This is a genomic window from Sphingobium sp. FG11 (assembly GCF_057809915.1).
In genome coordinates this window covers 44,298-71,262 of the sequence record NZ_JBMDKW010000001.1, presented here as the reverse complement: position 1 = coordinate 71,262, position 26,965 = coordinate 44,298, and the positions used below count along the sequence as shown (strand labels likewise).

Below are 26,965 nucleotides of genomic sequence, written 5' to 3'. Positions count from 1 at the left end.
GGCTACTGCCCCAGGATCACGTCAACCCCGGCCTTCGCATGGATCGACGTGCCATCGTAAATCGGCAGGACATTGGCCTTGATGTCGACGATCAGTTCCAGTTCGGTGCAGGCCAATATCGCGGCCTGCACATCTTTCTTCGCAATGTCGGTCAGCTCCGATTTCATATAGCGCTCCGACTCGCGGCTGATCTTGCCGATTGTCAGTTCGTCATAGACGATACGGTCGATCCGCTCGGCCAACTGTGGGTCGGCGGGCAGCAGTGAAATGCCGTGCGACACCAGCCGCTGGCGATAGAATTTCTCGGTCATCACATTGCGCGTGCCGATGAGCGCCGCCTTCTCCACGCCATCCGCCTTCATTCGGCGGCCAACCGTATCGGCGATGTGGATGATCGGGATCGCGACAGCCCCCTGCACCAGATCATAGACGCGATGCATGCTGTTGGCGCAGATCAGGATCGCGCTCGCCCCCGCCTGTTCCAGCCGCCGGGCCGAACCGATCAGCACATCGGCGGCGTGGACCCAGTCCGCCTCGCTGCTCGACCGGCCGATCTCGGCAAAGTCGAGGCTTTCGATCAGCAGCGGCGCGCTATGCTGTCCGCCTCTGGCGCGGTGCACCGCCTCGTTGATGAGCTGATAATAGCGAGCGGTGGAGGTCCAGCTGAGACCGCCGATCAAACCTAGCTTGTGCATCTTACCCGCTTCACCCTGACATAAGAGCGAAATGCCTCGCCCGATACCCGGATCGGGTTAGGGGATGGGATGCACGATGGGCAAGCCCCTTCCTGCCGCCGGGCGCATCATCACGATCAGCGCGGGCATGATGACCAGTACGCCAGCCATGACCATGGCCCAGTTGGCAAGCAGCAGGCCGGCCGCCATAGCCCCCGCCCCGGAGCAGAAGGAAAGCGGCGCCAGCGGGGCAATGCCCTTGAGCAAGGCGAAGCCGGCGATGATCGCGCCCAACGCGCCGAGACCAGCGCATAAGATCGTTTCCACCTGCCCGATCACGCCGGGGACAATGCCCAGCGAATCCGGATCGAGCGCGATGGCGCTGCCCAGAAACAGAAGCGCGAGGCCGATCAGCCCCTGGAAGCCGACCGCGAGGCTGACAAGTCCGTCATCCGCCCGCCGCCGGGCGATCAACCAACCCAGACCCGCGCCACATAGCGTCGTACCGATCATTTCCGGCAGGTTGAGGGCGTCGAGCGTGCAAAGGGTCGTCAAAAATGCGAGCAAAAGACCGGCCATGGCCATGCGTCCCGCCAGCAGGCGCGGCGCCATCGCCATGGTCACCAGCGCGAGGACAAAAAGGACCCCCGCGACCCCATAGCATAGGGCGATCAGCGGTGAGGCAAGCGCGGCGTCACTCATTCATCGCATTCTTGCGGCAAGGACCCGCTGAATCGCTCCAGCGTCACGAAACCGCCGACAAGGCCGGTCGATGCCAACAAGATCGAGGCCAGTCCGAGATAGCGCGCGACCACCTGCCCCGCCTCGGCCAGAACAATCAGCCCGCCGAGCAGGACGACCCCGCACAGCATGCCGCATAATATCAGGAGGGGCAGCCGGGCCTTGGGCGAGACGCGAACCGTCGCTGACATCGCCCGGCGCACAGACCCGCCCGCGATCATCAGGAAATCAGCAACACCACCAACGCCGCCACCGCCACGCTCGCGATCGTGCCCCATTTCATGACCGAGATGAAGCTCGAATAGGTCTGGGTCGCGCTCTTCATGTTACCGTCGGACGCCATATCATATCCCCTTAATGCAATCTCCGGGCGTCCTCATATCGTCAAGGCGGCTGGCCCTCAAGTCGCAGCGTCCAAGAAATTCCTTTTAGATTAAGGCGCTCTTTACCCCCTTGGCGCTAATGTCCGGATCTGGCCGAAATGAGGGGACCCATGGCGCGCGACGGCATTCCGATGCTGATGCTGATAGACGACGAACCCGCCCAACGGCGGCTCGTCGCGGCGCTCGCGGCGCGTGCCGGATGGCGCACGCTGCTCGCCAGCGATGGCGAAACGGCGATCGCCATGCTGGGGACGCAGGACGGCATGCGGCTCGACGCTATCGTCCTCGACCAGTGGAGCCCGGATTACGAACCGTCCGGCCTGATCCGCGAAATCCGCGCGCGACGGCCCGCCTTGCCGATCCTCATCCTCACGGCGCATAATAATGTCGCCGTCGCGGTGGAAGCGATGCGCGCGGGGGCGACCGATTATCTGTCCAAGCCGATTGCGCCGGAACGGATTCTCGCCGCGCTGAACGCCACGCTGACTGATGAAGCTAATGGCGAGTTGCGACCGCTCACCGAAAAGATAAGCGCTCCGTTATCATTCGAGGATGTGGTGGGATCGGCGCCCCAGTTCCGGGCGGCGCTCGCCATCGCCGCCAAGGCCGCGCGGGCGCGCATCCCCGTGCTGATCGAGGGCGAAAGCGGCGTCGGCAAGGATGTCATCGCCCGCGCCATCCACGCCGCCTCACCGCGTCACAAACAGGCGATGGTCACGGTCAATTGCGGCGCGATCCCGGCCAACCTCGTCGAATCGGAATTGTTCGGTCACGAACGCGGCGCCTTTACCGGCGCGTTCGAGCGCCATGTCGGCAAATTCATGGCCGCCGACACCGGCACGCTGTTTCTGGACGAGGTGAGCGAAATGCCGCTCGATGCGCAGGTCAAGCTGCTGCGCGTCTTGCAGGATGGCGAGGTGCAGCCGATCGGCGCGCGCCGTCCCATCCATGTCGATGTGCGGGTGATCGCGGCCACGAACCGGCGATTGCAGGAAGAAGTCGAAGCGGGGCGTTTTCGCGAAGATCTCTACTACCGGCTCAATGTCGTGCAACTGACCGTACCGCCCTTGCGCGAGCGGATGGGCGACATTCCGGCGCTCAGCCGTCACCTGTTGGCGCGGATCGCGGCCCAGCCGGGATTGCGCAGCCTTGGCCTGACGGGCGACGCGCTCAACCTGCTGATGCAGCATGACTGGCCAGGCAATGTCCGCCAGCTGCAAAACGCCCTGTTCCGGGCGGCGGTGCTGTGCGAGGGCGACGCCCTGACGCCGCAGGATTTTCCGCAGATCGCGGCGCACATCCTGATTCGCGGGCAGAGCGAACCCATGGGCGCTAGAAGCCCCGTGGTGCATCGGTCGCAGGAAGGCGCGGGCATCACCCTGTTCGAAGGCGACGGCCATGTCCGGCAACTGGCGGAAATCGAGGCCGATGTCATCCGCCTCGCTATCGGCCATTATCGCGGGCGCATGACCGAAGTGGCGCGACGGCTGGGCATCGGCCGCTCCACCCTCTATCGCAAGCTGACCGAACTCGGCATCGACAGCGCGGCCTGAGTAAAAATCTGTTTGAAAATGCGCGAAAGGGCGCATTGCGAAGGCCGCACCGGCCCGTAGGCGATTTTCCGTCCATCGGCAGCGACACGGCACCGCAGCAGCGTTGATAATTGCGGTCGCCTATGCTTTTGAACGGGGATGAAAACCGCTTCGCTCGCCCCGCTCCTGCCCTTCCTTCTGCTCGCCGCCTGCGGCAGGGCCGAACCTGTCGAGGATATGCCGAGCCAGAATGAGCTGGCCGCGGCCGCCAACGCGGCGGCGGCGAGCGCGTTGGCCAATGCCGGTGCGCGCGCCGACGAGGCGGCGGAAAGCCGTAATTATGTGAATGTCGTGCACGGATTTTCGGCCACGCTACCCGAAGGCTGGGTCAAGGACGCGAGTTCCAGCACGGACGCAGGCGTGGTGTTTCAGGATCCCGGCGCGGGTGCGGACGTCCGTATCTTCTGGCAGGCGAACGACAATGACAAGACGTTGCAGGAGATCGTGGAGTCGGTCAGCAGCGGATCGGACACCGTCGATGGCGATTTCGTCGGCGCGAACGAATATCGCGGCACCGCCAATGACGGCGAGGGCAATAATGTCGCCGTGCGCTTGCTCAAGCAGCCGGACGGGTCGATCGTCACCGCGACCTTCGTCTATCCCGAGATGCTGAGCGAACAATATCGACCGATCGCGCAGAAGGTGCTCGACAGCCTGCGTATCTTCGCCCCCAAGGACGACGCAGCGGATGGCGCTGTGGCGGACAATGCCGCCGTGCCGGGCAAGCCGGGCCGGAAATAAGCGGCGCGGCCTGACGCCGCGCCATTCACGCCCGCCGGACCCGTTCAGGCTTCGCCGAAAACGCGCCTGAAAATCGTATCGACCTGTTTGAAATGATAGCCGAGGTCGAATTTCTCTTCGATCTGTTGCGCCGTCAGCGCCGCCGAGACATCGGGATCGGCCTTGAGCAGTTCGAGCAGCGAAAGCTGGCCGTCCGATTCCCACACCTTCATCGCGTTGCGCTGAACATAGAGATAGCTGTCCTCGCGTGAGACGCCGGCCTGCGTCAGCGCCAGCAACACGCGCTGCGAGTGGACGAGGCCGCCCATCTTGTCGAGATTCTTCATCATCCGCTCAGGGTAGACGAGCAGCTTGTCGATCACGCCGGTCAGGCGGCCGAGCGCGAAGTCGAGCGTGATCGTGGCATCAGGACCGATATAGCGTTCGACCGAGGAATGGCTGATGTCCCGTTCATGCCACAGCGCGACATTTTCCATCGCCGGCATCGCATAGCTGCGCACCATGCGGGCTAGGCCGGTCAGGTTTTCGGTCAGCACCGGATTGCGCTTGTGCGGCATCGCCGACGAGCCTTTCTGCCCCGGCGAGAAATATTCCTCCGCTTCCAGCACTTCGGTGCGCTGAAGGTGGCGAACCTCGACCGACAGCCGCTCGATCGAGCTGGCGATGACGCCCAGCGTCGCGAAGAACATGGCGTGGCGGTCACGCGGAATGACCTGGGTCGAGACCGGCTCGATGGCGAGGCCGAGCTTTTGCGCGACATGCTCCTCGACCAGCGGATCGATATTGGCGAAGGTGCCGACCGCGCCCGAAATGGCGCAGGTCGCGACTTCGGCGCGCGCCGCGATCAGGCGGGTGCGGCAGCGGGAAAATTCGGCATAGGCTTCCGCCATTTTGAGGCCGAAAGTTACCGGCTCGGCATGAATGCCGTGGCTGCGGCCGATCGTCGGCGTCAATTTATGTTCGAACGCGCGGCGCTTGATGACGTCGAGCAGCTTGTCGAGATCCTCGATCAAAATGTCCGACGCGCGCGCAAGCTGCACCGCGAGGCAGGTGTCGAGCACGTCGCTGGAGGTCATCCCCTGGTGCATGAAGCGTGCCTCGTCGCCCACCTGTTCGGCGACCCAGGTGAGGAAGGCGATGACGTCATGCTTGGTCACGGCCTCGATCGCGTCAATGGCGGCAACGTCGATCGTGGGGTTCGTGCCCCACCAGTCCCACAGGGCCTTGGCCGCGGAGGGCGGAACGACGCCCAGTTCCCCGAGCTTCTCCGTGGCGTGCGCCTCAATCTCGAACCAGATGCGGAAGCGGGCTTCCGGCTCCCACAGAGCGGTCATTTGCGGGCGGGCGTAGCGCGGAACCATGGCGAATCCTGATGATGAGAGAAAGGCTATGGCGGGGCGCGTAGCAGCGTCGCGAGGCTGGGGCAAATCGCGCAAAAGCCGATCCGCTGGCGCAGCTCATCGCAAAATTAGCTGCCTATGGGGACAAGATGACCGAGTTTGTCGGGTGATCCGATCAACATGAATAAATATTCATGAAACAAGCCGGATTATCGTTCATTGTTACCTCTGAGTTTCGAAGGAACGAAGTTGAACCGGCTTCGACACGGTTTCAGGAGATTGCGATGATCCGTACGATTTTATTCACCACGGTGCTGACCATTACTGCGCCTGCATTGGCGCAGGGCACGGCGACGTCTCAATCCCCGACGCAGAGTGGCGCGCAGGCACAGCCCGCCGCGCCGCAATCCTCCGCCGCGCAGCCCGCTTCGCCGCAGAGCGCCACCAATGCGGTTGCGGCGATCGTGGATACGGAATTTCCCGCTTATGACGCGAACAAGGACGGTCAACTCGACCAGTCGGAGTTTTCGCGCTGGATGGTGGCGCTGAAAGATCAGGAAGTGAAGGCGACGGGCAAAACCCTGTCCCCCGATCAGGTTACGGCCTGGGCCAGCGGCGCGTTCACGACGGCTGACAAGGACAAGAGCACGTCCGTCAGCAAGCCGGAACTGATCGCCTATCTGAGCGGCGGCGCCTGATCTGCATACCGATTGTCCTGTGTCACGAAGTCAGGACATAAGAACCCTCACGGGTCGCACCGGGGCGGCATGGAATAAAAGCCATGCCGCCTCTTTTTTTGCGCCTCAGCCCTTATTGCGGCCGGTGTAAAGCAGGGCCGCGACGATGGCGGCCGAACCGATCCCTACCGCCGTTCCCATCCAGACCGCCTTGCCGGTCGATTTGCGGGCTGCCGCGGGGCGAATTGCAGGGGACGCTGCGGGCGTGGCGTCGGCGGATTCCGCACCGCTGACGGGCGCTTGATCTTTGATTTTGCTCATGGCTTCCTGTCTAAGCCAATCCCGTTGGCCGGAAAAGAGCGAAGTCGACCGGACGAACAATGTTCATCGCATTCAGATGTCGGGCAAGAGCTGATCCGCCTGCCCCCAGCCCCGCAGGGCGCGAGACGCCGCGCGCTCGATCAGCCTGTCCACATCGGCGATGGTGAATATGCCCGCGCCCGTCACATCCTCCAGTTCGTCCCAGCTTACCGGCGTCGCGACCGGCGCATTTTCGCGCGCGCGGACGACATAGGGGAGGACGGCGGTCGCGCCGCGCTGGTTGCGCAGCCAGTCGATGAAGATGCGCCCTTTGCGCTTGGCCTTGCTCATCGTCGCGGTGAAGCGGTCAGGCTCCGCCTGCGCCAGCGCCCGTGAGAAACGGTCGGCGAAATCCTTGACCTGCGGCCATTGCGCCTGCGGCGTGAGCGGCACGACCACATGGACGCCCTTGCCGCCCGAAAGCAGCGGGAAGCTGACCAGACCGATATCGTCGAGCATCCGCCTGATGTCGCGCGCGGCCTTTTTCACATCCTCGAAGTCCAGCCCTTCATCGGGGTCGAGATCGAACACCAGCCGGTCGGGCCGCTCGACATCCGCGATCAGCGCGCCCCAGCCGTGAAATTCGATCGTGCCCATCTGCACGCAGGCGAGCAGGCCGTCGATACCTTCGACATAGAGATAATCTTCACTCCCCCCGTCCTTTTCGGCAATGGGGATATGCTTCACATGGTCGCCGAAGCTGCCGCTGTCATGCTTCTGGAAAAAGCATTTCTTCGCCCGCCCCTGCGGACAGCGGACGAGGCTGATCGGGCGGGCGGCGATCCAGGGCAGCAGACAGGCGCCCGCAGCCTCATAATAATCCGCCAACTGGCCTTTGGTGATCTTCGCTTCGGGAAAGATCAGCCGGTCGCGGTTGCTGATGCGGACATCGCTATGGTCATCGGGTGTCGCCATCGGTTCCTCCCTTGTGACGTCGGCGGCTTCCTTGTCCTCGCGCAGGCCGAGGAAGCTGGCATGGCGCACGACATTTTCCGCCGTGAATTCGGCGAAGGCGATTTCCGCCACCAGTTCGGGCCGGACCCAATGCGCGCCGCGGGCCTCCGGGCGCGGAACGGCGACGGGGGCCTCCTTGCGCGCGCGATGTCCGAGTTCGCGTATCAGCCTCTCGCTATTGCCCGCGTTGAACCCGGTGCCGACCTTGCCGGCATAGACCAAATTTTCGCCGTCATATTGCGCCAGCAGCAGATTGCGGATCGCGCGGCCACTCGCGCTGCTGGGGGTCCAGCCGATGATGACGAACTCCTGCCGCCGCGTGCATTTGACCTTGAGCCAGTTTTTCGTGCGCGTGCCGCGATAGGATGCGGCGGCGCGCTTAGAGATGATCCCCTCCTGCCCCGCACCGCACATGGCGGTGAACAGTTTTTCGCCCGCGCCGATGACATGATCCGACACATGAATATGCGGGCCGCCCTTCCCCAACAGGCCCGCCAGCTTTTCCTTGCGGGCGATATTGGGCAAATCGGTCAGATCCATGCCGTCCAGTTCGAGAAGGTCGAAGGCGAACAGGTCGAGTACGCCCTCATCCTCGCCCTTCAGGCGCTTTTGCAGGGTCGAGAAGTCCGGATTGCCCCGCCTGTCCAGCGCGACGATCTCGCCATCGATGAGCGCGGCGGGCAGGCCCATCTCCGCCGCCTCTGCGGCCAGCGCCGCGAAACGGTCGGTCCAGTCCAGCCCGCTCCTAGTGAAGATTTTTACCTTGTCCCCGGCCACCGCCAGCAGGCAGCGATAACCGTCATATTTGATTTCGTGCAGCCAGCCGCTGCCGTTCGGGACTTCATCGACCAGCGTCGCAAGTTGCGGCGCGCGGAAGGCGGGCAGAGCGCCCGCTCGCGTTCCCGTCTTTTTGGGGCGAATGGCCGGGATCGCGCCATCCGCCTGCTTCATCGCCGCGTCGAAAGCCTTGCCCTTCTTGCCCTTGAGCGACACGGCAGGCGCGTCCGCCGCGATTTCGCCCATCGTGCGGCCACTGCGGATGCTGGTCAGTTCGCGCGCCACCAGATCGTCCGCGCCGCCCGCATACGCATCGTCAATCTTGCGAAGCAGCCAGTTTTCGCGCTTCTCGCCGCCGCGCGGTTTCAGCCGGATCAGCAGCCATTCGCCCTTCATCCGCTGGCCGTGGAGGATGAAATGGAGATGGCCCTTGTCCAGATCTTTCGCGCTTTTGCCGGGCAGTGGCTCCCACGTCCCTTCGTCCCACAGCATGACGGTGCCGCCGCCATATTCGCCCTTGGGAATCGCCCCTTCGAACCGCGCATAAGAGAGCGGATGATCCTCGGTCCTGACGGCGAGCCGCTTATCGGCGGGATCGGCGCTGGGACCGCGCGTCACCGCCCAGCTTTTGAGCACGCCGTCGATCTCAAGCCGGAAATCATAATGAAGGCGCGTCGCGTCATGCTTCTGCACGATGAAACTGTTACCGGCGCTGCGCCCGCGCTTGCCCGCCGGTTCCTTCGTCCGGGTGAAATCGCGCTTGCGATTATAGTCGCTGAGCGGATCGGCGACCATGGATCATGCCCGCTTGCGCGGCGGCGATTTGGCCGGGCGCTTGGCGGCGGCCGCCTTTTTCGGCGCCGCGCGCGGCGGAGCGCTGCCGCCGACCGATTTTTTGAGCGCGGCCATCAGATCGATGACATTGCCGCCCGCCTTGGCCGGGGCGCTATCATCATCCTCGATGATCCGCCGCCCCTTGGCCTTTTTCTTCTTTTCAATCAGCCTTTGCAGCGCATCGACATAGCGGTCGTGAAACTTGTCCGGCTCGAATGTCGCGGTCTTTTTTTCGATCAGCGTTTCGGCAAGGTCGAGCAGGTCGGCATCGGGTTTCACATCATCGATATCCCGGAAATAGCTCTGCGCGCGGTTGACCTCGTCGGCATAGCGCAGCGTTTCGAGCACCATGCCGCGCCCGCAGGGTTTGAGCGAGACGACATATTCCCGGCCGCGCATCGCCAACTGGCCCAGCCCCACTTTCTTCGTGCGGCGCAGGGCTTCGCGCAGGACGATGAAGGCTTCCTCGGCCAGATCGTCGGCGGGGACGACATAATAGGGCCGCTCATAATAGAGGACGTCGATCTCGCTCGCGTCGACGAACTGGGTGAGTTCGAGCGTTTTCTTGCTCTCCAGCTTTACCGCATCGATCTCTTCGGGTTCCAGCAGGACATAGTCGCCCTTGGACAGTTCGAAGCCTTTTACGATGTCTTCGGGCTTCACCGCGCCAAGGCCCGGCACCGTCTTTTCATAACGCACGCGCTTGCCGGACGGTTCGTGAATCTGGTGGAAGGCGATCTGCGCACCGGATTTGGTGGCGGCATAGATTTCGACCGGAATCGACACCAGCGCCAGCCTGATCTGTCCCTGCCAATATGCGCGCGCCGCCATGTTCCTGCACTCCCTGCCTGGCTCAATGCGCGGCGGCATTGCCGGTTCCGGCGAGGCCGATCATGGGCTGCCGCATCGGTTCGTCCCACGAACTGCTTCCGCCTGCCGCCAAAATCGCCTAGGCTGTGCAAAATCAGCAGCTAGAGACCATGAAGATGCAATTTTTGCGGACCGCCTTCTGGGTCGTCATGGCCGTCGCGATCGCCCTGTTCTGCAAGGCGAACAATCGACCCATGGAGATCAAGATCTGGGGCGACATCATTTGGGAGACCCGTATCTGGTTTCCCATGTTGATCGCCTTTCTGCTCGGCGCGATCCCCTTCTGGATCATGGCGCGGGCCACGCGCTGGCGGCTCAAACGCCGTCTTGAAAGCGCCGAGCGCGCGCTGGCCGCCCTTACCGCGGCGCCGACCATGCCGGTCGTGACAGACTCAGAATCGACGCAAAGCCCTCCAGTTTCGACAGGTCCCGCATGAGCAGCCCCATCTATGTCGCCATCGACACGCCCGACCTTGCCAAGGCGCAGGAACTTGGACGGCAGGTGCGCAATCATGTGGGCGGATTGAAGCTTGGCCTCGAATTTTTCTGCGCGAACGGGCATCATGGCGTGCATGAGATGATGAAGTTCGGCCTGCCGATCTTCCTCGACCTCAAGCTGCACGATATCCCCAACACGGTGGCGAAGGCGGTGCAGGCGCTGCACCTGCTGGAACCGGCGATCCTGACGGTGCACGCCGCTGGCGGGCGGGCGATGCTGGAGGATGCGAAGGCGGCGGCGGGCGTGAATACCAAGGTCGTCGCCGTGACGGTTCTGACCAGCCTGGACGATAGCGACCTGCTGGACATCGGCGTTGGCGGCAAGGCGCAGGATCAGGTCGCGCGGCTCGCCGATCTGGCGCGCAGCGCGGGCCTCGACGGGATCGTCTGTTCGGGCGAGGAAGTCGCGCTGGCGAAAAAAGCGTGGCCTGATGGTTTCTTCGTGGTGCCGGGGGTTCGCCCCGCCGGTGGGGCGATGGGCGATCAGAAGCGGGCCGTCACCCCGCGTGAAGCGCTCGACCGGGGCGCATCGATTCTGGTGGTCGGTCGCCCGATTAGCCTGGCGGACGACCCCGACATGGCTGCGCGCGCGATCGAAGCGACGTTATAGGGGGTTGCCGCACCGGCCCTCCGAAATGCACTCTAAAGTGAAGGGGCCGCATGACACGGCCCCTCCCCTTTTCATTCAGAAGCGATAGCCGACGCTCGCCACGACCTGATGGCGATCGGTATCAACGTCGAAGCGGCTGCTGGTCGCGCCGTTGGCGAAGTTGATCCGGCCGTCATCATATTTCGAATAGCGATATTCGACCTTGGCGAAACTATGTTCGCCGATCGCCCGTTCGACGCCACCGCCGATCCGCCAGCCGTCGAGCTTGAAGGCGGTGTCGGTGGTCTGATTGGTGTCACCGGCCAGCACGTTGAGCTTCGAATTAGTGTAGCCGCCCTTGACGTAGACCAGCGTGGCCGGATTGGCGAGGATGCCCGCGCGAGCGCCGATATAGAGATCACGCCCCTGGCTGACGCGACCAAAACCGAACGTGTCGGTCGGATCACGGCGATCGCTCTTGGCGGTGGAATCGGTAAATTCACCCTCGACGCCGACGACGACGCTGCCGAGATTTACGTCATAGCCCGCACCGACGCCGTAAAGCAGGCCGTCGATCGACTGATCGTCACGGCCATTATTGTTGTCGACCGAACTGCCCGCTCCGACATGATCATAGCCAAGGATCGCCTCGACGCGCGGTCCGGTAAAAGTGGGGGCCGGGTCCTGCGCCATGGCCGGGGTAGCGGCGACGCCGCCGGCGAGAAGGGTTGCGACCATCAATTTATACATGTTTCACTCCATTCGTCATTCGCTCCCCCGCGAGGGAGTGACGATGAAGTCAGGGGAACGCCAAGGGTTGCATGAACCTCAGATAAACAAGAACTTATGTGATGAATCTGTCACAGGATCGGACCGTTGGTCGCAAAGCCGTGCCTCAATTTGGATGAGTTGAAGCAGGTCATCTGGAACCGGAGCGGTCAGTAATCCTTCGATACCCGGACATTCGCACTCTGGCGACCGAGGGTCGATATCGCGCCGAGCAGGGACAGCCAGCGCGTCACCTGATATTCCATGCGGGTCGCCGAATAGCCCTGCCCGTCGGTAATCAGCTCGACATAGGTCTTGCGGGTCAGATATTTCCCCGCCGCAATGGCCGTGCCCTGTTGTTGGGTCGGATCGGCGGCGATGATGCGCAGCCGGTCGAGACCCGCCGCCTTGCGCACCGCGTTGATCGGGTCCAGCCCGCCGCCGCCCTGAAGCGATCCTACCGCCGATGCGAGCTGAAGCGCTTCGGGCGCGGAGAGGCTGGTGATCGACGTGCCGAACAGGATGCGGGACAGCAGTTCGTCCTGCGGCAGGGCGGGCACGCTGGTAAAGGTGATTTCCGGCGCAAGGCCGGTGCCGCCGACCTGAATCGTCGCCGACAGATCGTTGACGTCGGCTTCCGCCTGAATATCGAGTGTCGGGTTGGTCGGGGTCTTGCCGTCGAACTGAATCTTGCCTTCGCGCAATTCGAAACGTCGGCCCGCAAATTCATAGCCGCCGCGCACCAGTTGGGCGGTGCCGGCGATGGCGGGACTGTTCACCGTTCCGCCGATGTCGAGATCGGCCCGCCATTCGCTGTTGAGGCCAAGGCCCGTCACGGTCAGCCGGTTGCGGGCGTGCGCCTTGATCGCCAGCGCCCATGGGACATTCGGGCGCAAGCGGTCGAAATCCTCGACGCCGCGATTGATTTCGATGGTCTTGAGTTCGGGAATTTGCGCGACCGCAGCCGCCCGCCCCAGCGTGAAGCGGCTTTTGTTCAGTTGCAGATCGCCCGCGATGGTGCCGCCGACACCGCTGGATTTGAGGGATATCGGCCCGGTGATGGTGGCGGCGATATCGTCCCTTTCCAGCAGGGTGGCATTATCGGCGTCGAGCGACAGGTCCATGTCCACGCCCCCGATACCGGCGAACGTGAACCGCCCGGAACCCGTCACCGACCCGCCATTTTGCGCTGTTGCTGTAAAGCTGGAAATCACCAGTTGCGCGCCGGAAAAACTGCCCCGCGCCTTGACGCCTTTCAGCCGCATGCCGGTGACGGGGCTGGTGAGCGCCGCATTATCCGTCGCCAGCTGGCCGGTGATGACCGGATCGCCGAGCGTGCCGCGCGCATCCGCCGACACGGTCACGGGTCCCGATATGTCGACAATCTCGACCCCCGTCAGCCGCCAGAGCGTGTCCGCCGTGCCGCTGTAGCGCAACTGCCCGAAAAATGTCGCGCGGTTCAGCCGGTCGACGAGGCTCCCCTGATTGCCGAGCGGCGAGAGCAGGGCCTGCCCGCGCCCGATCGTCTGGCCATCGGCGACGAAAACCATGCGCGTCGCCAGCCGATCCTGGGTCAGAATCGCGTTGACGCCGACATCGACGGGCCGCGAACTGAGCGACAGTCCCGAGCGTGACAGGCCGCGAACCCGCAGTTCCGCCTTGCCGGTCGGCATCCCGACGCGCGGCTGAGCATAGCTGAGCGATCCCGTCGCCACGCCGCCCAGCCCGAGACCGTCGGACGCGATATCGAGAAGGCTGAGCGGCAGCTTATCCAGCCGTGCCTCGACGCTGGTCAGATCATTGCCACGCGCGCCCGCCAGTTGCAGGGATCCGCCCGCATAGCTGATCGTCGCCGGGGACAGCCGCCAGCCATCGTCGGTGCGCAGGAACAGCGCCGGGCGGGTCAGGCGGATCGGGCGCTTGTCGATCGTGCCGGTGGCCGAAACCGCCACGCGATCCGGCTCGACCGCCGCTTCGCCCTGAAGGTCGAACAGGCGGCCGCGCTGGCCGGACAGGCTGGCGCGCACCTTGCCCGCGCCATCGATCAGATCGGCATTGAGCGCGACCCGGCCGAGCTGCACCGCACCGATGCGCAGGCCCCGCGCCTGTGCGGTCGCATTGATCGATGTTCCGGCCGGATCGAGCAGCAGCGTCGCATCCAGTTTTCCGCGCCGCACCGAGATGAGGGTCGGGCCATCGAAGCTGGCGTTTGTGGCGTCGAGCTTTAGCGCCACCTGCTGCATACCCCGCACCGGCGTCAGCCCCACCGTGCCCGTCACCGGCCCTGCGACGTCGAGACGGCCGTCGAGACCATCGGTGACTGGACGAATATCCCCGCGCGCGGTGACGCCCGACACCGCGAGACGGGCGACGCGGATGATCGCCTGCGCATTGGGAGGGAGTAGCAGGACGCCATCGCCCTCGAACGGGCCAAGGGTCGATCCGCCCTGCGCGGTGAAGGCATAGCCCGCTTCGTTGGGCGCCAGATGCGCGCGCACATCCCGCAGGCCCAGCGCATCCATCGGGCGCGCCAGCAGCACGTCGATGGTCGGCCGCTCGATCTTGCCATCCAGCGTCAGGGTGAGCGGTCCATAGCGGATGTGACGCCCCGTGCCTTCGATATGAAAACTGCCGTCGCGGCGGCGGACGCCATCGGCCGACAGCGTCAGCAGCGGCGCGTCGAGCGTCATGTTCGTGAGCGCCAGTTGCCCGTCCGGCCGGAGCGCCAGCGCGCTGCGCAATGTCGGAAGCCCCCCGCCCAGCGATCGGAGAAATGCGTTGTCGAGCCGGCGCATCCGCGCCAGCGCATTGCCGCTGAGGCCGAAAGCGCCGTTCGGACCGGGCACCGCCCGCAGCTTCGACGTGACGTCGACGATACCCAGCCCGCGAATGGCAAGGCCGATAATCTGCCCGTCGAGACCCAGATCATAACGGCCGGTCCTGAGATCGGCGAGCACGATCAGCTTGCCCCGCAGCTTGTCGGAGCGCAGCGGCATGGGATTGCTGATGATCTGCTGCCCCCGGACCTGCAATACCCCGTCGAGCGCGAAATTGCGGACGATGCCGCCGACAAGTTGCCCCTGCCCATCCAATGTTCTGGCGCGCAGTCGCAGGGGAATGAGCGCCGGCCCTTCCGCCGCTCGCCGGCCTTTTCCGTCCGCGCGGACATCGTTGATAAGGGTCTTGCCGAATGCGATCTGGCGTGCGGTCAGCAGATATTCAAAGCCCGGTCGCGCCATCGGACCATCGAGCCGGATGCGCGCCGCGACGTCACGTCCGCCCATGTTTTTCAGCAACGCGCCGGGCCGGATCAGCTTCACATCGAACAGCAGATTGTCGAGCGCATTGTTGCGCAGGTCGATCGCTCCGTTGGCGCTGACATCCATCGCCTGCGACCGAAGCGTGACCCGCCCCTTGACGATGCGGTCGACCAGGGTGCCGTCCGCCCGCACGGTGAGGCGGGGGTCGGACAGGCGGCGTACGAGGCCGTTCCCGGCGATCGCCGCCCCTTCGATCGACCCGCTGGCCGAATAGGTGCCGCTGCGCACCGCGAGGGTGAGGTCGGCGGCAGGGCGGGCATCGAGCATCGCCGCCAGATGCCCGTCCCAGCGCGTCCAGCTGCCCTTGCCCTGAATGCGCAGATTGCCGTCCTGTCGCAGCCCGGCCATCTTCGCCAATACCCCACCGGCGGGCGCGTTCACTGTTACGTCGAGGTCGAATTTGTCCGCATCCGGCCGACTGTCGAGCGCGAATTGCAGCGAGTCGGCGCTGCCGGTTACATGGACCGACAGATCGATGATCGCCCGGCCGCCGCGAATGTCGGCGTCGCCCGAAAGGCTGGCCGTTTGTGCACGCCCCGCCACGCCCTTGTCGATCGACAACCGACCCACGGAAAACTGCATCAGGCGAATATCGAAGCCCGGCAGGATCGGCCCCTGCCGCGTGCTGGGATTGAGCCGGGGCAGCTTGTGCAGCGTCGCGCGGGGGATCACCAGCCGGTCGATGTCGAGGCGGTTGGACAACCAGGCGAAGGGCCACCAGTCCAGTTCCACGCGGGGCGCTTCGAAAAAGCGGCCCTTCGCATCGGACAACGCCACCCCGCGCAACACCGCCTTGCGGTAGATGCTGCCCTCGATATCCCGCACCTCGATACGCAGGCCGGATGGCGGGTGGAGCGCGACGATCCGCGAGACGAGAAAGCGGTGCCCCGATCCCGTATCCAGCCACATGAGCGCGGCGACGAGGATCAGCAACAGCGCGCCGAGGACGGCCGCCAGTCGACGCTGCCAAGGTCCATCCCAGACCCGCTTGCGCGGCAAGGGCAGCGGCTTGGCCATCAGAAAGCCTGCCCCAGCGAGACATAGACGGCGACGCGCGGATCGCCCGCCTGCGGATTGAGCGGGGTGCCGATATCGAGGCGTATGGGACCGAAGCTGCTATAATAGCGCAGCCCCATGCCCGCGCCGATGCGAAGGTCGCGGAAGCGCGGCATAAAGCTGGTCGAGATATTGCCCGCATCCACGAAGGGCACAACGCCGAAATTGCCGAAGCGAACGCGCGTTTCCAGCGAAAATTCGGCCAGGCTCTTGCCGCCGACCGGATCATTGTCGCCATAGCGCGGCCCGATCCGCTGATAACCATAGCCGCGCACCGACGCGCCGCCGCCCGCATAGAAACGCCTCGACGGCGCGATACGGTCGACCGTGGACCCGAAAATCGTGCCGAAGCGGGTCCGCGCCGCCAGCACGACGCGATCGCTCACCGGCTGGTAGATGCTGCCGTCCACCTGCACCCGGGTGTAGGCGAAGGTCGAGTTCTGGAAGGACAATTCGGGGCTGACCCGGCCGCCCAGACGAAACCCGGTGGTCGGATTGAGCAGGTCGTCGCTGCCGTCATAGGTCAGGCTGAGCGGCACGGCGGCGATCAGGAAGGTGCGCCGGTTGCCGTTGCTGAATGCATCGGCCTCGTCGGAGGCCACGAGTTCCGCGCCGACGCGCCACACCCATTTTTTCTGGAACAGGATATTGGTCTGGCGTTCCAGCGCGCCTGACAGGGTGATAGTGCGGGCGTCATAGGCGTCGCGCTTGATATTGCTGACCGACAGCAGGCCGGTCAGCACATGGTCGCGCTCGCGGAAATTGCTGCGGCGGAAGGTGGCCGACGCGGTCTGCTCCTGCGTCCCCAGCACGCCGCGAAACGTCATCGCGCCTTCGGGCGGAAAGAAATTGCGGTGCTGCCAGCTAATTTCCGCGCGATAGCCCTCGCCTGTGCCATAACCCAATTCTCCGGCGATCGTCCGCAACGGCGCGGGCCCCACATCGACCGCCAGATCGACATGCTCGCCGTCGCCCGCATCCTTGGGGCTGAGCTTGACGGACGAGACCAGGCCGGTCGCGACGATCGCCCGGCGCAGATCCTCGACATCGGCGGCGTTATAGGTATCGCCGGTATGAAAGCGCGCGATCTGTTCCAGATGGCGCGCGCTGAACAGCGAGTCATCATTGAGCCGGATCGCGCCGAAGCTGCGATAGCCGCCCGGCGTCACGATGATATCGAGATCGCCCTTGCGCTCTTCATGGTCGATCCGCACTTCCGGCTCACCGACCTTCGCGAAGGGGAAACCGCCCTGCGCCAGCACTTCCGACAGCGCGTCCCGGCCCGCCAGAATGCGGTCGGCATCGACCGGATCGCCCACCACCACCGGGAAGGCCGCCCGCAGCCGCGCTTCCCGCTCACCCGTGGATTCCAGCCCCTCGACGGCGACGGACGAGAGCTGATATTGCGTGCCCGCAATGACATCGAACGTAACGGCGAGCCGCCCGTCGCCCGCCGCCGTCACGGCGCTTCGGATACGCGCGGCATAATAGCCCTTCGCCCGCAGCAGGCGATCGAGCACATCATTATCCTCCTTGATGCGCCGGTTGATCTGGGCAAGGTTCGCCGCCTTCCCCTCGCCCTGCCGCAAGACGGAGAGGGCATCGAAACGGCTCATGAACTGGCTGTCGGCGATCGCGTCCAGGCCGTTGAGCGTCACGCCATAGCGGCGTTCTTCCGCATTATCGGCAAAGGCAGCGGTGGCGTCGGCCGGTTCCGATGGCGTGGGCGCGGCATCCGCTGTCGCCGCGTCGCCGGGCTGCCCAGCGGCCGGATCAGACGGCAGCGGCACGACGCTGTCCGCCGACCCCATATCCGGCCAGTCCACCCCGATATCGGGCATCGAATCCAGCCCTTGATTGGCCGGAGCAGGCGCAACTGAGGGAGCCGGTGGCTGCGTCCATCCCGTGCCCGGCGCCAGCACAAGGGGCAGCAGCACGAAACGGGCGGCGAACGGCAAGCCTGAAACGCGGCCAAGGGTCCGCAAACCGGTAATCATATGCACGGGTCTAGACCAATAGCCGGGCGAAAGGCCAGTCAAGATATGGCAAAATGGCTGCCTTCAAAAAGCGGTGTTCAGGCGATCCATCAAGGCGCGCGCTGGCCCTGCCCCGGCTGGCCGGCCCGGACCCGCCATCATATCCATGCGATCCTGAAGCCGCGCGACCCGTCCGTAAAGCTCCTGACTCGCCTCGACCAGCGCGCGAGCGGCGAAAGGAAAGGTCCCGACCAGCGCGTAATCGGTCGCTGTCGCCCGACCCAGCCGGTATTTTTCATCGAGCAGTTCGGCGCCGTCAATCTCGCCGCGCTCCCACGCCCGCTGGCTGAGCAGCCAGGCAATGACATGCATGAGCCGGGTCGTGACCTTGAGCGATTCACAGGTGAAGGCGACCCGTTTCAGCGGATCGTCTAGACCATGTTCCGCCGCCTCGCTCGCGTCGAAATAGGACCGCGCCTCGTCAGCCATCACCATGGCTTCGAGATAAAGACCATCAACCAGACGGCGGTGGAGTCCATGATCGAGGAATGGCGCGACCTTCATTGCACCTTGCTCGCACAATTCTGCAATTTTGTCAGGCCCGTTACGCATCTCGGCGGCACTTGTCCCATAGAGGGTCGGTTAGCGATTTATTAACCATGATCGCCGGGTCAGGCGATGATGTCCGGCACCAGCGCGTCCTCCAGCAGCGCGATCTCGTCACGAAGGCGCAATTTACGCTTTTTCAGGCGCGCCAGCTGCATCTGGTCGGCGGACCCCGCCGCCACCAGCGCCATGATGGCGCTGTCGAGATCGCGATGTTCCACGCGCAACAGTTCCAGGCGACGCATGATGTCTTCCTGACTCAACTCACACCTGCCTTCTCAGCGCGGACCCGTTCATGCAGGAGTGATAGCCGCAGTGGAAGGCGCGGACCATCGCGAATTTGTTTAATATCATCGCAAAGCGCCAATCCCCGCGAGACATCAGGAACGATCCATGATCTACTCGATCATCCATCACCCTCTTGAGGAGAATGTCATGGAAAATACCCACATTTCAGCTCTTTCGGCCAAGCATGCCGGTCTTGACGCGCGAATCAAGGCCGAGACGAGTCGTCCCATGCCCGACGCTATATTGGTGGCGTCCCTTAAGAAGCAGAAATTGCGGCTGAAGGAAGAAATTACCGAACGGCATTGAGCCGAGACTAGTCCGGAATGCTGTCGGGACCGGCTGGCAATAGCCCGGTCCCGCGCTTCCGGTGACTGGTTCGAACACGCGGGGGCATGGCCGCATCGGTCAGGTCCGGGTCGCGTGGATTCCGCTACGAAATGGCAAGCATTTAGCTGCTGGGAACGCAGGTCGCCCGCTCGAACGCAGGACGGCTGCCAGCGTCTGGGCGAGTGCGGCGCTCTTAGTGGCGATGAAGCTGGGTAGACCGCAAATAATCGGGCATGCCGACCGAGCGCTCCGCTTTGGTGACAGGTTTGCGGGCGAGTTGCGGATTTATATCCTTGTCGAACGCCACGCCGATCTTGTCATCGCGCGCCCAGGCGACGACCCCAAAGACTTCGCCAATACCGCGCAATTCGAATATGACGCGCGTGCCTGCCGGAATAGCCCGTTCGCAATCCGCCATCAGTCCGGTTGCGGACAGATTTCGTACACGCGCTTTTCCGAGCGGCGCCTCATCCGGCGTTCGCAAGCTGGTCAAAAGGAACAGGCTGTCGCGCGGCGCAGACCGCGCCGGTCCCCGATCGGAATTATCCTGCCCGCCGTCCATAGGTAAATCTCACGAAATGCTGCTGTTTATTCAACAGCGACATTGTCAGGATTTGATGGAAAAACGGTTAATCGTCGCGGGAGATTTTTTCCTGCCGCTCGTGGCGCTCCTGCGCTTCGACGGTCATGGTCGCGATCGGCCGGGCCTCCAGACGACCCAGAGAAATGGGTTCGCCCGTCACTTCGCAAAAGCCATATTCGCCATCGTCGATCCGGCGCAATGCAGCGTCGATCTTGGAAATCAGCTTGCGCTGGCGATCGCGCGTGCGCAATTCAATGGACCAGTCCGTCTCGCTTGACGCGCGGTCGTTGAGGTCAGGCTCGCGCAGCGGTTCATTCTGCAATACCGCGAGCGTACCTTCGGCTTCGGTCAATATCTGCTTTTTCCAATCCCACAGCCGCTGACGAAAATATTCGAGCTGTTGCGGGTTCATGAACTCCTCGTCAGGCGAGGGGCGGTAATCCGAGGGCAGTGCAATAGCGGGCTTGGGCGGGTTTTCGCCGTCCGTACCGGAATTCAGGAGCGATGCCATCTGGCTCTCCGACTCGATTGGCCCTGGGCGCTGCGACTTCGGCGCGCCATGACTGGTGATTGAGGGCGCCTAATAGCCATCGGGGCGAACCGATACAAGCGCCCATCTCTTCCGTTCAGCGGCAAAACGGACCGGTCGCCGCGCGGCGACTCCACCCTTTCCCGCGAGCACCGGCGAGATGGCGACAACGGATCGAAAAAGGCGGCGGGCGCAGCAAGGCTGCAACCTATGCCATGGGCTTCGTTCCATTATGGGACGTTAACCATATAGTTTGAGGATAAGGGTTGAATTCTATCGACTTGCGTCCGTATTTCAGGGTTAATGGCGTTGCAGTTAACGCTTTCTTTTGCGTTCTTGTGCATAGGCAATATCAGCCTGTCCTTGACTGAATATTTCAGCAGTGGATCAGGCCGGTAAGAATTAAAGAGTGGATCCTATGTCGGTTCGAATGGCCTTGGCAAAATTATGCGCCTGCACCTGCGGCGGGGCGATCATCGGCGGCGGTGCCGTCCATGTCGCTGAAAGCGCGCGGCCGGCAGTGGTCCACAGTGTGAAGAGCGCCAAGGCGCAGCCGCGCAAGCGCTACGCCGTCCGCACGGTGAAGCGCAAGGTGGTCAAGACGGTGACGGCCCGTGCGCCGTATCGCGTGACCGTCACCACACAGGCGGCCCCCATTCCTCTGCCCGCGCCCTTGCTGCCGGCCGAGATGCCGGTCCTGTCGGGCGGCGGCGGCGCAGTGCCGATGGTCATGGGCGGCGGCGGCTTTGGCGGCGGCGGTTTCATCGGCGGCTTTTTCGGCGGCGGTGGCGGCGGCAGCGGTGGCGGGTCCGTCGTCATTTCCTCGACCAGCAGCTCGACGGGCGGCATCAGCAGCTCGACCAGTTCAACGACAGGCGGCGTTTCGACATCCACGGGCGGCGTCAGCACGTCCACTGGCGGGGTTTCGACCTCCAGCGGCAACGTGTCCACGTCCAGCGGCAATGTGACGAGCAGCTCTTCCTCTTCCAGTTCGTCATCTTCGTCGAGCAGTTCGTCATCTTCGTCGAGCAGTTCGGGCGGATCGGGCGGCAAGGACCATGGCGGCAAGGATCACGGTCATGGCGGCCACGGATCGAGCAATGGCGGCAGCTCCGGTAGCAGCGGCAGTTCGGGCAGCAGCGGATCGAGCGGCAGCAGCGGCTCCAGCTCCTCCTCGTCCAGTTCTTCGAGCAGCAGTTCGTCCTCGTCCGGCGGATCGTCGAGCTTCGGCAGCACCGGATCGACCGGGAGCACCGGATCGACGGGCAGTTCGGGTTCGAGCAGTTCCTCGTCCTCCAGTTCCTCCTCGTCGAGCAGCAGTTCTTCGAGCGGCGGCAGTTCGGGCAGCAGCGGCGGCACCGACGTCCCTGCACCGCCCATGGTGCTGTTGTTCGGCGCGGCGGCGGTAGCGCTGATCGCCCGCAAGCGGTTCGCCGACCGGGGCAAGGTTCAGGCCGCAGCCTGAAAATATTTGCCTGCGTGGGGCAGAATGGGGCGGGTTCGCAAGGACCCGCCCTTTTTCATGCCCGTCATTCGCGGGGCGCACGGGGTTGCATGGCGCACGCCCCGGCGGCATAGGGCAGGCCATGCATGACATCCGCTTCATCCGCGAAAATCCCGGCGCTTTCGATGCCGGCCTTGGCCGTCGCGGCCTTGCCCCGCTCAGCGCGGACATACTCGCGCTGGACGAGCGGAGCCGCGCGCTCAAGACCGAGTTGCAGCAGTCCCAGGCGCGCCGCAACGAAGCGAGCAAGGCGATCGGTCAGGCGATGGCCGCCAAGGATATGGACAAGGCGCAGGCCCTGAAGGCCGAGGTCGCAACCCTCAAGGAAACGGCGCCTGCGCTGGAAGCGGAAGATCGCGAGACCGGCGAGGCCCTGCTGGCCATGCTCGCGGCGATCCCCAATCTGCCCGCAGACGATGTGCCAGAAGGCGAGGACGAGGCCGCCAATGTCGAGGTCGCCCGCTGGGGCACACCCCGCGCGTTCGACTTCGTGGCCCAGGACCATGCCGATTTCGGCCCGGCGCTGGGACTGGATTTTGAAGGGGGCGCTGGCCTGTCGGGCGCGCGCTTCACCGCGCTGCGCGGTCCGATGGCACGGCTGCACCGGGCGCTTGGCCAATATATGCTGGATCGCCAGACGAGCGACAATGGCTATGAGGAAGTGAATCCGCCCCTGCTGGTCCGCGACGAAGCGCTGTTCGGGACCGGGCAATTGCCCAAATTCGCCGACGATCTGTTCCGCACGACCGACGGCCGCTGGCTCATCCCCACGGCCGAAGTCAGCCTGACCAACCTCGTGCGCGAGCAGATCGTGCCCACAGGCAGTCTGCCGCTGCGGCTGACCGCGCTCACCCCCTGTTTTCGATCCGAAGCGGGATCGGCCGGACGCGATACGCGGGGCTTCATCCGCCAGCACCAGTTCGAGAAGGTGGAACTGGTGACGATCTGCGCGCCCGAGGACTCCGAAGCCGAGCATGAGCACATGAGCGCGGCGGCGGAGGGCATATTGCAGGCGCTGGGCCTGCCCTATCGCAAGATGCTGCTGTGCACCGGCGACATGGGATTCGGCGCGCGCAAGACGTGGGACCTCGAAGTCTGGCTGCCGAGCCAGCAGACCTATCGCGAGATCAGTTCGGTCTCCAACTGCGGCGATTTTCAGGCGCGCCGGATGAACGCGCGCTACAAGCCGGAAGGCGCCAAGCAGACGCGCTTTCTTCACACGCTGAACGGGTCGGGCCTCGCGGTCGGACGGACGTTGGTCGCGGTGCTGGAAAATTATCAGCAGGCGGACGGCAGCGTGACCGTGCCCGATGCGCTCGCCCCTTATATGGGTGGTCTCACGGCGCTGACGCCCGCGACGTAGCGGCGCGCCGCGCCGACCGATCTGCGGGATGGAATCGGCGGCAGGTTGGGGTTAGGAGTGAAGCGATGACGCGCCAGACCGTAAAATCGCTCCTGTGCCTTGCGCCCGTGCTCATGGCGGGTTGCATCCCCAATCGTGGCGAAGGCCCGCGCGAGACCCCGCCACCCCGGCTGGATGCGGATGCGACCGCCGTCGATGTGATCGAGCCGGAACCCGTCTGGACGGCGCAGCAGGTGGTGGCGAACGCCCGGACCGTGGCCACATCCACCTATGTCGTGCAGCCCGGCGATACGCTGCGCGGCGTCGGCAATCGCACCGGCGCGGGATCGGAAAGCATTGCGAGGGCAAACGGCCTTGCCGCACCGTTCACCGTGCGCGCGGGGCAGAAACTGTCGATCCCCGGCGGGCGCTATCATCTGGTGGCGGAAGGCGAGACCGGCATCGCCATCGCCGCCGCCTATGGCGTGCAGTGGAGCCGGATCGTCGATATTAACGGGCTGGACGAGCCCTTTGTCCTGCGTCGGGGCCAGCGACTGCTGTTGCCCGACAATACGCCCCGCCGGCCGCCGACGATGGAGGAGCGCGCCGCCGCATTCCGCATCGATATTGATGATGTGCTGACCGGCGGACAGCCCGCGACAGCGGATAATGCGCCCGTCGCCACCGCCTCGCGTCAGCCCCGCCCCCTGCCCTCCAACGTGCCGATCGCGACGCCCGGCGCCTTTGCCGGTCATTTCGCGTGGCCGTTGCGCGGCAAGATTCTATCGCGGTTCGGGCCGGGCGAAAGCGGCGCGCGCAACAATGGCATCGATATCGCCGTGCCCGACGGCACGGCGATTCGCGCCGCGTCCGATGGCGTGGTCGCCTATGCCGGTGACAAGGTGGCGGTGTTCGGCGGCCTCGTGCTGATCGCGCATGGCGGCGGCTGGGTCAGCGCCTATGGCCATGCCAGCCGGGTCGATGTCGTGCGCGGGCAGAAGGTGAGCCGCGGACAGATTATCGGCCTGTCGGGCGACACCGGCTATGCCAGCCAGCCCAAGCTGCATTTCGAGCTGCGCAAGGATCGCGTGCCGGTCAATCCGCTGGGGCAGCTACCACCCGCGCCATAGGCTATTCGTGCCATTTCCGCGCGGCCCGTGACATTGCGCGCAAAAATCCCTATGTGCGCGGCGATCATGGCAACCAAATTTCCGCAAGCGCCCAAAGTGGGCATGGTATCGCTCGGCTGTCCCAAGGCGCTGGTCGACAGCGAACGCATCCTGACAAAGCTGCGGTCGGACGGCTATCAGATGTCGGCCGACTATGCGGGCGCGGATGTCGTGCTCGTCAACACCTGCGGCTTCCTCGATTCGGCGAAAGAAGAATCGCTTGAGGCGATTGGTGAGGCGATCGCGGAAAATGGCCGGGTCATCGTCACCGGCTGCATGGGGAATGAGGCGGAAATGATCCGCGCGAAATTCCCCCAGGTTCTGGCCGTGACCGGGGCGCATCAATATGAGGCGGTGGTCAACGCCGTGCATGACGCTTCGCCGCCGGTGCCCAACGCCTTTGTCGATCTGGTGCCCGAGGGCGGCCTGAAGCTGACGCCGCGCCACTATAGCTATCTCAAGATTTCCGAAGGCTGCAACCATCGCTGCTCCTTCTGCATCATCCCGTCTCTGCGCGGCGATCTCGTGTCGCGACGGGTGGACGCGGTGCTGCGCGAGGCGGAAAAGCTGGTCCATGCAGGCACTCGCGAATTGCTGATCATCAGCCAGGATACGTCGGCCTATGGCGTCGATACCCGGCACGAGGCGCGGGCGTGGAAGGGTCGCGATGTGCGCGCGCATATGACCGATCTTGCGCGCGAACTCGGCCAGTTGCGCACGCCGGACGGCGCGCCGCCATGGGTGCGTCTGCACTATGTTTATCCCTATCCCCATGTCGATCAGGTGATCCCGCTGATGGCGGAGGGGTTGCTGACTCCCTATCTCGACATCCCGTTCCAACATGCCGCGCCCAGCGTCCTCAAGGCGATGAAGCGGCCCGCCAATGAAGCCAAAGTGCTCGACCGCATCCGCAAGTGGCGCGATATCTGCCCGGACATCGCGATCCGGTCGAGCTTCGTGGTCGGCTTCCCCGGCGAGACCGAAGCGGATTTCCAGTATCTGCTCGACTGGCTGGACGAGGCGCAACTTGATCGCGTCGGCGCGTTCCGGTTCGAACCCGTCGAGGGCGTGGCTGCCAATGATCTGCCGGGCGCGGTGCCCGAAGAGGTCAAGGAAGACCGCTATCAGCGGATCATGGCAAAGACGGCGGCGATCAGCGCAGCCAAGCTGGCAGCCAAGGTCGGCCGCGTCCTGCCCGTCATCGTCGATGAGGTCGGCGAGCCGGACGAGGAGGATGGCTCCGTCGGCGCGACCGCCCGCAGTCAGGCGGATGCGCCGGAGATCGACGGCAACGTCTTTCTGCGCGATGTCGGCCAGGGTCACCAGCCCGGCGATATTTTCGAGGTGCTGATCGAGGATGCCGACGAGCATGATCTGTACGGGGTGCCGGTCGCGCCCTGACTATCAGCCGCCGACGAATGCGGTCTGATATTCCGTCTTGATCGCCTTGCGCATCGGCGTGTCGACCGGCAGCGCGATATCATAGCTGCCTTCTGCATAGGGACCGGCGCTGTAGGGGGCCACCACCACGGTCACGCCGTCGATCAGCTTGCCATCGCGCGAGGTCGGGACCAGCACTTCCTTCATCGGGTCGATGCACTTGGTGAAGTCGTCATCGCCCGGACCGACCGCCGCGCCGCGCTTTTCGGCACGCGCCTTGTCCAATTCCCGGCAAAAGCGATCGCGGATCGTGGCGGCGAAGGCCGCTGGCGACGTCATCATCGCCGCAAAGCTGGTTTCGCGCTTCCGCTCGCGATCCCACAATAGCGCGTCATAGCCGGTCATGCCATGCGCACCGCCGGTAAAGACGTAGCGGGTCGCTTCGAGCACCAGAAAGCGCGGCGTGTCGGCGGCCACCGTCCAGCGAACCTCCGCACTATGAGCGTGGAACGGGAAGTCGGACTGTTTTGCGGCTTCCTGGTCCTCTCGCGCCATTTTGAGCGCGTCGGCGCGCCCGACGCTCATATCCTTGTCGAACCGCGCCACCAGCGCGGGCACCGCCGCCGCCTGCGCCGGATAGGCATAGGCAAATTCAAGCAACGCGCTTTTTTCGGATTTCTCGAATGCCTTGGCGGATGGCGCGGCAGTGGACGCGCCGGTCATCCGCTCGGCGAAATTGCGCGCTTGCACATCGGCGGCGGCATTCTGGCCGGAGCCGCCGTGGTCGGCAGATCCGCACGCCGACAGCGAAAGGGCCGCCATGACCAGCGGCCCCGTGCAAAGCAAAATGGCGCGCAATCGCATCAATGCGCCTTGGCGGCCTGGCACCGTTCGCTGATCGCCTTGCGGGAATATTCGCTCTGAAGCGCCTCGCCGGCATTGGGCCAGCCTTCCGCGATCAACGCCCTCTCCACGGCATGGGCGCCGTCGAATTGTCCGGTCTCGGCCAGCGAATAGGCACGCGCACGCAGCGCCTGAAGCGCCTCATTTTCGGCATGGATCATGATCTTCTCCTTCCGCGATTGAT

28 protein-coding genes are annotated in these 26,965 nt (G+C 64.3%); 9 read left to right on the top strand and 19 right to left on the bottom strand.

Translation table 11 applies throughout. The features are described from left to right. Nucleotides 1–2: 2 nt before the first annotated feature. From ACODSN_RS00390 to ACODSN_RS00375, 4 genes are read right to left on the bottom strand one after another with little or no spacing between them, the layout of a single operon-like run. Nucleotides 3–695 carry an aspartate/glutamate racemase family protein gene (locus tag ACODSN_RS00390; RefSeq protein WP_489052250.1) on the bottom strand — a complete coding sequence of 231 codons (693 nt, stop codon included), beginning with the start codon at nucleotides 693–695 and terminating at the stop codon, nucleotides 3–5. A gap of 57 nt (nucleotides 696–752) precedes the next feature. Continuing rightward, a complete protein-coding gene (locus tag ACODSN_RS00385) occupies nucleotides 753–1,376 on the bottom strand; it encodes a hypothetical protein (RefSeq protein ID WP_489052249.1) in 624 nt (207 codons plus the stop codon). Continuing rightward, nucleotides 1,373–1,606, bottom strand: coding sequence for a proton-translocating transhydrogenase family protein (locus tag ACODSN_RS00380; protein ID WP_489052248.1), 234 nt, complete (start codon nucleotides 1,604–1,606; stop codon nucleotides 1,373–1,375). The genes ACODSN_RS00385 and ACODSN_RS00380 overlap by 4 nt, the downstream gene beginning before the upstream one ends. A gap of 29 nt (nucleotides 1,607–1,635) precedes the next feature. Continuing rightward, a complete protein-coding gene (locus ACODSN_RS00375) occupies nucleotides 1,636–1,758 on the bottom strand; it encodes an aa3-type cytochrome c oxidase subunit IV (protein ID WP_489052247.1) in 123 nt (40 codons plus the stop codon). A 150-nt stretch (nucleotides 1,759–1,908) separates the two neighbouring features. Here ACODSN_RS00375 and ACODSN_RS00370 point away from each other — a divergent pair, with 150 nt between their 5' ends. Continuing rightward, on the top strand, nucleotides 1,909–3,351 hold the full coding sequence (locus ACODSN_RS00370) for a sigma-54-dependent transcriptional regulator (RefSeq protein ID WP_489052245.1): 1,443 nt from the start codon (nucleotides 1,909–1,911) through the stop codon (nucleotides 3,349–3,351). Nucleotides 3,352–3,489: 138 nt separating this feature from the next. Then, nucleotides 3,490–4,131, top strand: a complete 642-nt coding sequence (locus ACODSN_RS00365; protein ID WP_489052243.1) for a hypothetical protein — start codon at nucleotides 3,490–3,492, stop codon at nucleotides 4,129–4,131. 44 nt (nucleotides 4,132–4,175) lie between these two features. Here ACODSN_RS00365 and purB read toward each other — a convergent pair whose 3' ends face one another. Then, nucleotides 4,176–5,492, bottom strand: coding sequence for an adenylosuccinate lyase (gene purB, locus ACODSN_RS00360; protein ID WP_489052242.1), 1,317 nt, complete (start codon nucleotides 5,490–5,492; stop codon nucleotides 4,176–4,178). 263 nt (nucleotides 5,493–5,755) lie between these two features. Here purB and ACODSN_RS00355 point away from each other — a divergent pair, with 263 nt between their 5' ends. Then, nucleotides 5,756–6,169, top strand: a complete 414-nt coding sequence (locus ACODSN_RS00355) for an EF-hand domain-containing protein (RefSeq protein ID WP_489052241.1) — start codon at nucleotides 5,756–5,758, stop codon at nucleotides 6,167–6,169. Between the two features lie 105 nt (nucleotides 6,170–6,274). Here the strand turns inward: ACODSN_RS00355 and ACODSN_RS00350 are convergent, their stop codons facing one another. The 3 genes from ACODSN_RS00350 to ku form a co-directional block, all read right to left on the bottom strand. Next, on the bottom strand, nucleotides 6,275–6,469 hold the full coding sequence (locus ACODSN_RS00350) for a hypothetical protein (RefSeq protein ID WP_489052240.1): 195 nt from the start codon (nucleotides 6,467–6,469) through the stop codon (nucleotides 6,275–6,277). 72 nt (nucleotides 6,470–6,541) lie between these two features. Continuing rightward, a complete protein-coding gene (ligD, locus tag ACODSN_RS00345; RefSeq protein ID WP_489052239.1) occupies nucleotides 6,542–9,034 on the bottom strand; it encodes a DNA ligase D in 2,493 nt (830 codons plus the stop codon). 3 nt (nucleotides 9,035–9,037) lie between these two features. Beyond that, nucleotides 9,038–9,904, bottom strand: a complete 867-nt coding sequence (ku, locus tag ACODSN_RS00340) for a non-homologous end joining protein Ku (protein ID WP_489052237.1) — start codon at nucleotides 9,902–9,904, stop codon at nucleotides 9,038–9,040. 149 nt (nucleotides 9,905–10,053) lie between these two features. On the opposite strand from ku, the gene ACODSN_RS00335 reads away from it, so the two are divergent. Both ACODSN_RS00335 and pyrF read left to right on the top strand, forming a co-directional pair. Continuing rightward, nucleotides 10,054–10,380, top strand: a complete 327-nt coding sequence (locus tag ACODSN_RS00335) for a lipopolysaccharide assembly protein LapA domain-containing protein (protein WP_489052236.1) — start codon at nucleotides 10,054–10,056, stop codon at nucleotides 10,378–10,380. After that, the gene (gene pyrF, locus ACODSN_RS00330; RefSeq protein ID WP_489052234.1) at nucleotides 10,377–11,051 is read left to right on the top strand and encodes an orotidine-5'-phosphate decarboxylase; all 675 of its coding nucleotides are present in this window, start codon (nucleotides 10,377–10,379) and stop codon (nucleotides 11,049–11,051) included. Before ACODSN_RS00335 ends, pyrF begins: the two co-directional genes overlap by 4 nt. 75 nt (nucleotides 11,052–11,126) lie before the next feature. Here the strand turns inward: pyrF and ACODSN_RS00325 are convergent, their stop codons facing one another. The 5 genes from ACODSN_RS00325 to ACODSN_RS00305 form a co-directional block, all read right to left on the bottom strand. Next, nucleotides 11,127–11,780 carry an outer membrane protein gene (locus ACODSN_RS00325; RefSeq protein ID WP_489052233.1) on the bottom strand — a complete coding sequence of 218 codons (654 nt, stop codon included), beginning with the start codon at nucleotides 11,778–11,780 and terminating at the stop codon, nucleotides 11,127–11,129. A gap of 188 nt (nucleotides 11,781–11,968) precedes the next feature. Further along, on the bottom strand, nucleotides 11,969–16,135 hold the full coding sequence (locus ACODSN_RS00320) for a translocation/assembly module TamB domain-containing protein (RefSeq protein WP_489052232.1): 4,167 nt from the start codon (nucleotides 16,133–16,135) through the stop codon (nucleotides 11,969–11,971). Continuing rightward, nucleotides 16,135–18,105, bottom strand: coding sequence for an autotransporter assembly complex protein TamA (locus ACODSN_RS00315; protein ID WP_489052597.1), 1,971 nt, complete (start codon nucleotides 18,103–18,105; stop codon nucleotides 16,135–16,137). Before ACODSN_RS00315 ends, ACODSN_RS00320 begins: the two co-directional genes overlap by 1 nt. A 129-nt stretch (nucleotides 18,106–18,234) precedes the next feature. Next, nucleotides 18,235–18,714, bottom strand: a complete 480-nt coding sequence (locus tag ACODSN_RS00310) for a DUF1465 family protein (protein ID WP_489052230.1) — start codon at nucleotides 18,712–18,714, stop codon at nucleotides 18,235–18,237. Nucleotides 18,715–18,821: 107 nt separating this feature from the next. Beyond that, complete coding sequence (locus ACODSN_RS00305; RefSeq protein ID WP_489052228.1) at nucleotides 18,822–19,001, bottom strand: YdcH family protein; 180 nt, start codon at nucleotides 18,999–19,001, stop codon at nucleotides 18,822–18,824. Between the two features lie 190 nt (nucleotides 19,002–19,191). Here ACODSN_RS00305 and ACODSN_RS00300 point away from each other — a divergent pair, with 190 nt between their 5' ends. Beyond that, a complete protein-coding gene (locus tag ACODSN_RS00300; protein ID WP_489052595.1) occupies nucleotides 19,192–19,350 on the top strand; it encodes a YdcH family protein in 159 nt (52 codons plus the stop codon). A gap of 214 nt (nucleotides 19,351–19,564) precedes the next feature. On the opposite strand, the gene ACODSN_RS00295 is transcribed toward ACODSN_RS00300, so the two are convergent. From ACODSN_RS00295 to ACODSN_RS00280, 4 genes are all read right to left on the bottom strand, one after another. Further along, entirely contained in the window at nucleotides 19,565–19,933 is a 369-nt protein-coding gene (locus tag ACODSN_RS00295) for a PilZ domain-containing protein (protein ID WP_489052227.1), read from the bottom strand. 67 nt (nucleotides 19,934–20,000) lie between these two features. Then, on the bottom strand, nucleotides 20,001–20,465 hold the full coding sequence (dksA, locus tag ACODSN_RS00290) for an RNA polymerase-binding protein DksA (RefSeq protein WP_489052225.1): 465 nt from the start codon (nucleotides 20,463–20,465) through the stop codon (nucleotides 20,001–20,003). Between the two features lie 582 nt (nucleotides 20,466–21,047). Further along, on the bottom strand, nucleotides 21,048–21,551 hold the full coding sequence (locus ACODSN_RS00285) for a hypothetical protein (protein WP_489052224.1): 504 nt from the start codon (nucleotides 21,549–21,551) through the stop codon (nucleotides 21,048–21,050). 9 nt (nucleotides 21,552–21,560) lie between these two features. Continuing rightward, entirely contained in the window at nucleotides 21,561–21,929 is a 369-nt protein-coding gene (locus ACODSN_RS00280; protein ID WP_489052223.1) for a hypothetical protein, read from the bottom strand. 140 nt (nucleotides 21,930–22,069) lie between these two features. Between ACODSN_RS00280 and serS the strand changes: the two genes are divergently transcribed. The 3 genes from serS (at nucleotide 22,070) to rimO (ending at nucleotide 25,899) form a co-directional block, all read left to right on the top strand. Next, nucleotides 22,070–23,350 (top strand): serine--tRNA ligase, encoded by a 1,281-nt coding sequence (serS, locus tag ACODSN_RS00275; protein ID WP_489052222.1) that lies wholly within the window; start codon nucleotides 22,070–22,072, stop codon nucleotides 23,348–23,350. A gap of 65 nt (nucleotides 23,351–23,415) precedes the next feature. Next, complete coding sequence (locus ACODSN_RS00270) at nucleotides 23,416–24,459, top strand: peptidoglycan DD-metalloendopeptidase family protein (RefSeq protein ID WP_489052221.1); 1,044 nt, start codon at nucleotides 23,416–23,418, stop codon at nucleotides 24,457–24,459. Between the two features lie 51 nt (nucleotides 24,460–24,510). Next, the gene (rimO, locus tag ACODSN_RS00265; protein WP_489052593.1) at nucleotides 24,511–25,899 is read left to right on the top strand and encodes a 30S ribosomal protein S12 methylthiotransferase RimO; all 1,389 of its coding nucleotides are present in this window, start codon (nucleotides 24,511–24,513) and stop codon (nucleotides 25,897–25,899) included. A 3-nt stretch (nucleotides 25,900–25,902) separates the two neighbouring features. On the opposite strand, the gene ACODSN_RS00260 is transcribed toward rimO, so the two are convergent. Both ACODSN_RS00260 and ACODSN_RS00255 read right to left on the bottom strand, forming a co-directional pair. Beyond that, complete coding sequence (locus ACODSN_RS00260; RefSeq protein ID WP_489052220.1) at nucleotides 25,903–26,742, bottom strand: DUF4163 domain-containing protein; 840 nt, start codon at nucleotides 26,740–26,742, stop codon at nucleotides 25,903–25,905. After that, nucleotides 26,742–26,942: a hypothetical protein gene (locus tag ACODSN_RS00255; protein WP_489052218.1), complete on the bottom strand. Its 201-nt coding sequence runs from the start codon at nucleotides 26,940–26,942 to the stop codon at nucleotides 26,742–26,744. Before ACODSN_RS00255 ends, ACODSN_RS00260 begins: the two co-directional genes overlap by 1 nt. Nucleotides 26,943–26,965 lie beyond the last annotated feature (23 nt).